This is a genomic window from Nonomuraea sp. NPDC049152, from assembly GCF_040648355.1.
Taxonomy (GTDB): Bacteria; Actinomycetota; Actinomycetes; order Streptosporangiales; family Streptosporangiaceae; genus Nonomuraea.
In genome coordinates this window covers 84413-93322 of the sequence record NZ_JBEZDO010000038.1, presented here as the reverse complement: position 1 = coordinate 93322, position 8910 = coordinate 84413, and the positions used below count along the sequence as shown (strand labels likewise).

The window sequence follows — 8910 nt, the reverse complement described above, 5'->3', positions numbered from 1 at the left end:
ATGACCGTGGTCGGCGTCATCGCCCTCGCCTCCGGCGCCTACTCGATGTAAGACCACCCAAACCAGGGGTGCCGTCCGCTGGCCGAGGGCCGGATCCGTCGCTCCGGAGCGGGCCGCAAGCGCGCCGAGCAGGTCGACCCCGGGCTGCCCGCGGCGCTGGATGCGCTGGTGGAGCCGGTCACTCGGGTGTGACTTTCGCCGATAAATCAGCGAAGGTCACACCCGCACCCTCGACAGTGCTGGCCGCGCAGCCCTATAGCTACTCGAGCGAGGCTCGCGTGACGGGTCTTGGCAGCTCATGTGATTGGCGTCCCGTACGCCGGCCTGCCGGAGGATCGACTTCCACGCCTTCCAGTCCTGGGTGCGCTCGATTGGACCGCCGAAGCGAGTGGTGAAGATTAGGTCGTGATCAGTCCACCGCTCCCCCGCCTTCAGCCGTTCGGCGACCTGGATCTTCTTGTGGGCCTTCAGCTGGTCGAGGAGCGCGGGATGGTACTGGAGGGTGAGCTTGCTCTTGCCCTTCCGCGGCCGGAAGACGATGCCACCGCCTGAGCGCTTCGGGCACTTGTCCGCGTGGCCGGTGCAGCCCTTCAGGCACGGCCGCTTGTCGCAGTTGTGCCCCGGCTTGGCGCAGGTCGGTCCACAGCTCCGATCATGGCGTGGATGGTGACGCAGGCAGGTCCGTGACTGGGCGTTGACGAAGAGCGCCATGAGCACCTCCAGCCCTCACGGGTTGACGTTGATGTTGCGGTGAAAGACGTTGTGCGGGTCGTACGCGCGATTGACCGCCGCCAGCCGTGTTCTGGTCGCCTCCGGATAGACGGCGGCGACGTCGTCCTCGGTGATAGCGGTCAGGAAGTTCGCGTAGGCGCCCGAGGTGTAGGGCGTGAGTGCCTCCCAGAAGGCCTCGTAATCCTTCATGATCGGTTGGTGGTCTTGCGGCGTGCCCAGCGCGACGATCTGGAGCATCGCCTCCGTGTCGCGGTGCGCGAAGGCGGTCGCCTCGGCCCGCACCCGGTTCATCGCGCCGCCCAGCCCGCGTAGCTCGATCACCATCATGGGGATCGAGGTGGCGCGTGCGGCGAGTTCACCGATGAGGTCGTCGTCGAGCGCGCGGATGAAACGGTTGCGGACCATCGGCTGCCACCCGTCCGGCAGGAAGGCGTCTTCCAGCACCTTCGGATACGGCACGGCGTCGACGTCCACGCTCACCGGCGTCCCCAACCGGGACAGGGGCGTGATCGCCGCAGGATCGTCGCCCGAGTAACAGGCGAGCACGACTACCGAGGGCGGCGTCTCCTCGCCGAAGGCGGGCATGATCTGCAGGAAGGTGGTCAGCTCGTCGGGTGCCGCCCGCAGCGCGTCCCGCCAGCCGGTGAGCAGGGCCGCAAGGTTGTCGGCCGGATAGACGATGCGAGCGAAGGTGACCTGTGACTCGCGCTTGGCCGCGACCTCGAACGTGATGACCGCCGCGGCGTTGCCTGCCCCGCCGCGCACGGCCCAGAACAGGTCGGGGTGATCATCGGCGCTGACACGCAGGATCCGGCTGTCGGCGGTGACCACCTCGGCCGCGACCAGGCTGTCCAGGGCGAGGCCGTACTTGCGCACCATCCAGCCGATGCCGCCGCCGAGCATGAGGCCGCCCACTCCGACGGACGTGGTGTCGCCGGAGGAGATGGCCAGGCCGTGACCGGCCAGGACCTCGGCGACCTTGCCCCAGGTGGCGCCGGTACCGAGCCTGACGAGATTGTCCGGGCCGCCGAGCACTTCCACGTGGTTGATCGGCGACAGGTCGATCACCAGGCCGCCGCCGACGGTGCTCAGGGCGGCCCCGCTGTGTCCGCCGCTACGCACCGCCAACGGCAGGCCGCGGCGCTGGGCGTATGCCACGGCCTCCGCGACATCGGCCGCGTTACGGCACCGGATGATGCCGGCAGGGGTGCCGGTGTAGACGAAACCGCGTCGCAAGGTGTCGTAGTCCGGGTCGCCTGGCTCGATCAGCACGAGTTCGTCGTCGATCTGCTGGGTCATAACTGTCTTTCCCGTCTCTGGAAGAATGCTGGTGTCAGGTGGAAACAAGGGGCTATGGCCCGTCGCGGCGCCACCGGAACATGGCAGCGAAGTTCGCGCGTTCCGGAGTTCAGTCGAGCCAGCCGAGCTTGGCCGCCCGCGCTCCCGCCTCGAAGCGACTGGCCGCGCCCAGCTTGGTGAGAAGTTCGCCAACGAGGCGGGCGACCGTGCGGGTGGACAGGCTCATGGTTCGGGCGATCGCGTGATCCTTGGCTCCGGCCGCCAGCATGCGCAGCACGGTGCGCTGCTGGTCGGTCAGGTCTGTCGTGTTCTGCGGCACATCCTGGGCCTCTGCTGCGCTGAGCCAGCAGTACTCGAAGAGCGCGACCAGGGAGTTGACCACCCCGGCGCCGCGGACTAGGACGGCGCCGCTGTCGAGCCTGGCGGGATCGACTTGGAGGACGGCTGCTTGGCTGTCGAAGGCGATCAGCCGGGTGGGGATGGAGGGGACGAACCGCAACTCGTGCCCCACGTCCATCAACTTGGTCGCATGCTCACGGAAGGCGCGGTCGGACAGGTGCCGCTGGTGGAACAGGCTGCGCCGCCGGATGCCGCGCGCCACGAACTTGGTGCTGTTCCTGAGGCCTGCGTCGCGCCGGGGTTGCGACCACTCCGTGTAGGGGTGCATGCTGACGACCTCGTGGCGGGCCAGTTCCCCTAGCTCCGCGATAACCTGACGCAGGCGGTCGATCTCGATTCGTGGCAAGAACTCGACACTCACCTCGCCCGCCTGTCCGCTGACAGCGTGCAGGAAGTGTCGCGTCAGTGTCATCGCGACAGCCTGCTGATGGAGTGCCGCGTCCAGCTTGTCGTGAGCGGCCGACAGAGCATGGACGAGCGCGACCGATGCCTCGGTGGCGACTTCGGTGGCCGGATTGAGCAGGCCTAGCTCGGTCAGACGTGCCCGGACTCGGGAGTCTCCCGAGGCAGCGTCGAAGGTCTGCCCGAGCTCGCGCATCTGGGCATAAACCAGCTGCGCTGCCGCATCCAGGTCCTTCATGTGCTCCTTCGATGGTCCTCCCGCATCCTAGACGGCTTTGTGCGGTATCGAGCACCTGGTGCCGCTCTCAGGAGATCATCAGGGCTTGTATGGCAAGCTTCTCAGCCCGATACGGGCATGTGCAGCACGTTCCAGAGGTGTCCGTCGAGGTCGCGGAAGCCGCGGGAGTACATGAACTCCTCGTCCTGCGGCTCGCCCGCCGCCCGGCCGCCGGCGGCCACCGCGCCGTCGACCAGAGCGTCGACCCGCTGGCGGCTGTCGACGGAGATCGCGAGTGCGACCTCCTGCACCGCCCCGGTGTCGGCGATGTCCCGGCCAGTGATCTCCTTGAAGAACGGCTCGGCCACGAGCATTGCGGAGATGTTCTCGCCGATGACCAAGCACGCAGCGTCGTCCGAGGTCATATCGGCGTCCAAGGCGAAGCCGAGTCCACCGAAGAAGTCCACCGCGGCCTTGGTGTCGGCGACGTGAAGGTTGACGAAGATCTTGGTGGTCATTTCAGCCATCCCGTCTCTAGTGCGAATCCGGCAGGAGGGGTTCTTCTCCTGTCAGCCTTGAGATTGCTGCACAGAAGCGGAAAAGTCGCGCTTTTAGCGCTTCGTGTAGATGCCATGACATAAACCCGACATCTCTGCGAGGTGCGCCCCCTCGGCGAGGGTCTCCACCCTCCCCAGGGGTCTGACAACCTGGTCGCCGTACCGGAGGGCCTCGATCGCGGGCTGGCCGCGGCGCTGCCGCGGCGGCGGTCACCGCGCGGGAGGAGACGATGGTCAGCGTCCATCGGGATGTGGTTGGTGTCGCCCCTGCGACACACTGATCTGGTGCATCGATCGATGGTGCGGCGATCGACAGTGTCTCCAGCGCCGGCCGGGCCTGGCCGGGCGAATACCCCGCCGCCATAAGGTCCTACTTGACGCGATGGAGGGCTCCAAGTCCACGATGAACTCGGGGTAGGCGGAGATCACAAGCTGTCGATGACAGCCAAGGCACTACCGCGCGAGCCGGACCGGTTGGCGGGGAGAATCGACGCTCGCCGGCACAGGGTGAAGATCGTTGAGCGGCGACCTTCCGTGCTTGTTCTTCCTGGATCGATCCGTGCCAGATGCCACAGGAGAGCAGGAGGAGTCACACGCCGCGATCACGGGGTAGCCGAAATCGGTGGCGCAGCACCTCAGGCCCTCACGGCACGATGCCGTCCAAGGCTACGCCCGCACCCACTTCATTCTGAACATCAGTTCGAATTAACTCTTCCCGTGGCATCCCGCAAGGATTACGATCTTGCTTGCTGGTCGATCAGACCGGCTTTCCATATTGATGGGGCCGGCAAGGACGCCCCACGACGGAACGGGGAAGATCGATGATGAGACGCAGCCTGCTCGCGCTCGGCATCGGCTTAGGGCTGGTGGGCGCCACCGCCGTCGCCGCGCCCGCTCAGGCCGCAGACGTGGTGTCGGCTCCGCTGACCTTCAGCACGGCGAACGCCCAGCAGGTCGCGACGTTCTGGCTCGCCGACGGGGGCGCCAACCTCAGGAGCGCCACGCCCTACGCCCCGCAGGCCGAGGTCCACGGGGAACGCACGTCCGACGCCGTCGTCCCGCCCGGCAAGCCCGGCCTGGTCACGCCGGTGCCTCCGGAGGCGGAAGGCGAACTGCCCCGGACCTCAGGCAAGGTGTTCTTCGTCGGCGCCGACGGTCAGCCGCACTGGTGTTCGGGCACCGCCGTCCAGTCGAACTACCGCAACCTCGTCGCCACGGCCGCGCACTGCGTGTACGACATGGAGGGCGCCCCCGCCACGGTCGACAAGTGGGCCTTCGTCCCCGGCTACTCCGAGGGCGCCATCCCGTCCGGCCTGTACGTCGGAAAGCAGGCGTTCGTCCATTACGACTTCACCCAGTACAGGGACCACGACCGCGACTTCGCCTTCGTGAATGTCTACTACGGCGTCGTCCCGTCCTCCTCGGGAGCGCTGACCACCAACGGAAGGCTGGTCGACATCGTCGGCGGGCAGGGCCTCGCCTTCAACCAGACGACGACCCCAACCGTCGATGTTTTCGGCTACCCCACCGGCACCCACCCCGACGGAACCCGGCCCTACACCGGCGAGACCCTCGAACGGTCCACTGGGCAGACCTTCGCCATGAGGCTCTCCGCCCCACCCGCCGACCAGCCCGTCGGTGTCGACTCCCCGTTCACAGGCGAAGGCTCCGTCGGCTCCTCCTGGCTGTACGAGTACACCGACGACCACCGCCTCGGCTACCTCAACGGCATCACGACCGGCGTCTCCGACACCGACGGCGACGGCCGCTACGACACGGGAGTCTCCCCCTACTTCGACAGCGGGCTGTACACGGTCTTCCGCGCCGCGGGCTCGTACTGGACCGGCCGCATCGCCTGAACGGCCCAGTGAGCCGGTTTGGAGTACGGCGGTCACCACGCGAGGTGCGTTCTGTAGCAGTTTCGGTGCTGGGTGGTGACGGCGCCTGCCGGCCGGGGTCTGCTGAGAAATGGCCGACAGCAGGCTGGAGCCGCTGGCGCTATCCCCCACCGTGCGGCTGACGTTGCAGGGATGGGCCACCCGTCGCACCCAACCGCCCACGGATTGGCGTTGCGCGCGGATCGTGCCGGCCTGCGCCGAGGGCGGCAGCAACATGGCGGTGGCCGGGCGGCTGCGCATCGACCGCAAGACGGTGGCCCGCTGGCGCAGCCGGTTCTTACGCGACCGGCTGGACGGTTTGAGCGACGAACCCAGGCGCGGCGGTCCTGCTTGTGCTCGCGGAGGATCTTGTTGGACCACATGCGGGAGGCCAGGACGCGCCGGCCCGCGTAGCCGAGGTGTTCAGGGCGGTGTGCCTTGCTGCGGCATTGGCCGGGAATCATCCTCCGCTTGGCGTCCTTGAGCTGGACTCCGTACCGCAGCCAGTTGGTGGATGTGGGCGAGCACGGTTCGTAGCACAGGTCGCCGATGCTCGGCAGCTATCGGGAGCGGGGAGAGGAATGGGCGAGGCGGTCGTTAACCAAGCGCTGCCGTTCCACCGAAAGACCGCGAGCAGTCATAGCCCTATGCAGAAGATCAGCGTCGAACCCATGCGCCGCCATGTGGTCGAGCAGAGGTTCGTATCGATCGGACCGATCACGCAAGAGTTCCGTGGCCAACCGCAGTTCCAGGCGCACCACAGGAACACGATGCGAGCCACACGTGATCAAGACGTAGTGCTGCCACGGGCCACGGCCAACGCACTCCATCCCATCGGAGTCGACCTCCTGCTCAACCGTGCTGATCTCTAAATGGACCCCGTTCACCTCGTACCTGGCGAAATACTGCGAACTCTCGGGGAGCCAAGATGCCGCATACAGGCAGGGGAAGGACGAAAGGGCGGCAGCGACCGTGTCCACGTCCTCCCGTCGAGCCACTAAGAGGTCAACGTCTCCGACAGGAAGACGAACACCTTGCAGCAGAGCGGCACTTGTGCCACCCACGCGGTACACCGGGTCGGCCCCCACAGCCCTCAGGGCGGTGAGAGTCGCCTCTAACGCCGACGTTACGTCCACCAGCCGCAGAGATGCCTCATCAGCTCCCATGACGATCAGCCTACCGATCATGAGCCTCCAAGGTCACGACTCTGCTTGTCAGGCCATTAGCGGGCCATCAGCCAGGGGGACGAGGGGTCAAGGTCACGCACGGACTCGTCGACCAGAGCCGTGACCTGCGCTCCCAAGGTCACCAATGGCCAGTCGTTGCAGTTCCCAAGCTGATCGTGACACTTCTTTCAAGAAGTCGAATCAGCTTCGCCAACTCGGAAGTAGGGCATAGCCATGGCAAAAGGTATGTCCAACATGGGGATGTGCGTGTCGCACCTAACCCTATCGGCCGCACTCGTCGTGGCGTCAGGTTCGCCGACGACCGGCGTCGGTATCGACGCCTCCATCCCCCTTGACCCTGTCAACGGCCGCATCTGAAATGCGGGCAGCAAGCCGACCATGCAAATCGGAACCGACTCCATTTACGGCGCACCGATTCTCGGGCATCCCTCGTCAGGTGCAGACACTTTCACGTTCAGGCCCGCCGGTGGGCCGCAAGGCTGGGCATCGTTACGCCATCCTCAACTGTGAATACAGAGTGATCGGAGTGGGACGCGCCTCCGGCCACAATAACCGCGTCTACTGGACACAGAATTTCGCCCTTAGGTGATGAGACGCCCGGCTAGGCTGATGCGTCACCAGGCCATGAGGCTTTTTCAACCTGAGCGGCGGGCTCTCCTTGGTGCATGGGCCAGTTCAGAGCGTTGCGTGATGGCAGAAGCGCCTTCCACTTGCTCCGTAAGTTCCGGGTTCGAGCCGTGGGCGCCCTACCTCACATGACCTGGGCGGGGCGGCACTCCCTGATCTCAATGAGCGGAAAGCCTGCCCAGTTGCATTTTCCATTGCACTTCTTAGTTGGGCGATACCCCAACTCGCACCTGCGCGCGTCTCTACGAGGTCCATATCCCGGCTGCGCTGAGCTGGTTCCACCCACGGCTAGCCGGGCAGAAATACCGGCCCCTCACCCCATATGGCATCCCACAGCATCGCCAATCCCCACCAAGCCACCGCGCCAAGTGCGATGCCCAGCAAGAGCGTCACGACGACTAGTCTCACCAAGGCGCGCCGGGAGGATCGGGTGGGGCGCTCGGGAGTCATCACGAGCGCCATCCTTGATCGCCGTGCCTGCTTGGTCAAGGGTGCTACAGAGTCGCCTCAGCGCTTCGTCCCGTCCCGAAGGCTCTTGAACGCTGGTTTGTGGCCTGTGCAGTGCCAACTGCTGTCGGCCAGGCATATGGAGCTCTTGCATTGGCCTCCCGCAGGGCCTCGAGATAGTCCTGCCAAGCTCTATGCCGCATGCGCGCGCAGGTCGGGTAGGTCTGGGCAACGCAGACCCACACAGTGGCCGACCAGCACTTAGCCGAAGCGGTTGCCCACTGGGAGTACGACCTACTGGGAGACCAACTCCCTTGGGCAAGCTGGGAAAACGAAGAAGAGTTGCGTGTTGAGCTAACGGCCTGGCTGATCCGCCATGCTTCTGCCCGGCTCCGCGCTCGGAACGCCCCGAAAGACCTGCTCCACCGGATACGGCTGCTCGGTCTCTCTGGCCCTGCGCGTTGGGAGGACCCGCACTGGCCCGGCCACAGGTACTGAGGCGTTGTCCACCTGAGGTAGCGCCTGACCACCCCGTCCGCGATCGACTCGGGGCAAGCCGAGCAGAGTGGTCAGCCCGCCGCGGGAGCGTCCCAGCGCGTGGTCTTCAGGTTCGATCGACAGGCCACCGGGCGGCTCTTGCTGCTGGCTGGGGTGTCGGCGGGCACCGGCGGCGTGCTGGTGCGCCCGGGCGATCGTTGAATCCACGCCGACGTCCCAGGTGATCAGTCCGGCCGCGTCCGCCCGGGTTTGCGGGGCGGTGACGATCTGCGCCCATGAGCATCAAAGCGGGTCGAGGCGGGCCTTGAGCAGGCAGAACTCATTGCCTTCGGGGTCGACCAGGACATGCCACTGCTCCTGCCCTGTCTGACCGATGTCTGCCGGGCGAGCACCGAGCTTCAGAAGGCGTTCGAGCTCGGCGTCCTGATCGCGGTCGGTGGCGTTGACGTCGATGTGCAGCCGGGATTTCCCCTTCTCCGGCTCATCCCTGCGACTGAGGATGATCGTCGGCTGCGGACCGCCGAACCCTTCGCGCGGCCCGATCTCCACCGAGCCGTCGTCCTCGCGATCGAGCACGACGAAGTCCAGGACCTCGCACCAGAACCGCGCCAGCACCTCAGGGTCGCGGCAACCGAGCACGAGCTCACTGATACGACATGCCATCAACG

6 protein-coding genes and 3 pseudogenes are annotated in these 8910 nt (G+C 66.2%); 2 read left to right on the top strand and 7 right to left on the bottom strand.

What is annotated here, in order from left to right:
- Positions 1 to 216: 216 nt before the first annotated feature.
- From AB0B45_RS44115 to AB0B45_RS44100, 4 genes are all read right to left on the bottom strand, one after another.
- A complete protein-coding gene (locus AB0B45_RS44115; RefSeq protein WP_358143806.1) occupies positions 217 to 711 on the bottom strand; it encodes a hypothetical protein in 495 nt (164 codons plus the stop codon).
- Positions 712 to 726: 15 nt separating this feature from the next.
- On the bottom strand, positions 727 to 2031 hold the full coding sequence (locus tag AB0B45_RS44110; protein WP_358143804.1) for an FAD-binding oxidoreductase: 1305 nt from the start codon (positions 2029 to 2031) through the stop codon (positions 727 to 729).
- A gap of 109 nt (positions 2032 to 2140) precedes the next feature.
- Positions 2141 to 3070, bottom strand: a complete 930-nt coding sequence (locus tag AB0B45_RS44105; protein ID WP_358143802.1) for a helix-turn-helix transcriptional regulator — start codon at positions 3068 to 3070, stop codon at positions 2141 to 2143.
- A 101-nt stretch (positions 3071 to 3171) separates the two neighbouring features.
- Positions 3172 to 3567 carry a VOC family protein gene (locus AB0B45_RS44100; protein ID WP_358143800.1) on the bottom strand — a complete coding sequence of 132 codons (396 nt, stop codon included), beginning with the start codon at positions 3565 to 3567 and terminating at the stop codon, positions 3172 to 3174.
- Between the two features lie 860 nt (positions 3568 to 4427).
- Here AB0B45_RS44100 and AB0B45_RS44095 point away from each other — a divergent pair.
- Both AB0B45_RS44095 and AB0B45_RS44090 read left to right on the top strand, forming a co-directional pair.
- The gene (locus AB0B45_RS44095) at positions 4428 to 5465 is read left to right on the top strand and encodes a hypothetical protein (protein WP_358143798.1); all 1038 of its coding nucleotides are present in this window, start codon (positions 4428 to 4430) and stop codon (positions 5463 to 5465) included.
- A gap of 214 nt (positions 5466 to 5679) precedes the next feature.
- Positions 5680 to 5832, top strand: a pseudogene (locus AB0B45_RS44090) (helix-turn-helix domain-containing protein); the annotation flags it as partial.
- On the opposite strand, the pseudogene AB0B45_RS44085 reads toward AB0B45_RS44090, so the two are convergent.
- The 3 genes and pseudogenes from AB0B45_RS44085 to AB0B45_RS44075 all read right to left on the bottom strand — a co-directional run.
- Positions 5813 to 6025: pseudogene (locus AB0B45_RS44085) on the bottom strand (replication initiator); the annotation flags it as partial. The pseudogenes AB0B45_RS44090 and AB0B45_RS44085 overlap by 20 nt on opposite strands.
- 2277 nt (positions 6026 to 8302) lie before the next feature.
- A pseudogene (locus tag AB0B45_RS44080) lies at positions 8303 to 8455 on the bottom strand (IS5/IS1182 family transposase); the annotation flags it as partial.
- Positions 8456 to 8524: 69 nt separating this feature from the next.
- Complete coding sequence (locus tag AB0B45_RS44075) at positions 8525 to 8905, bottom strand: VOC family protein (protein ID WP_358143796.1); 381 nt, start codon at positions 8903 to 8905, stop codon at positions 8525 to 8527.
- Positions 8906 to 8910: the final 5 nt, after the last annotated feature.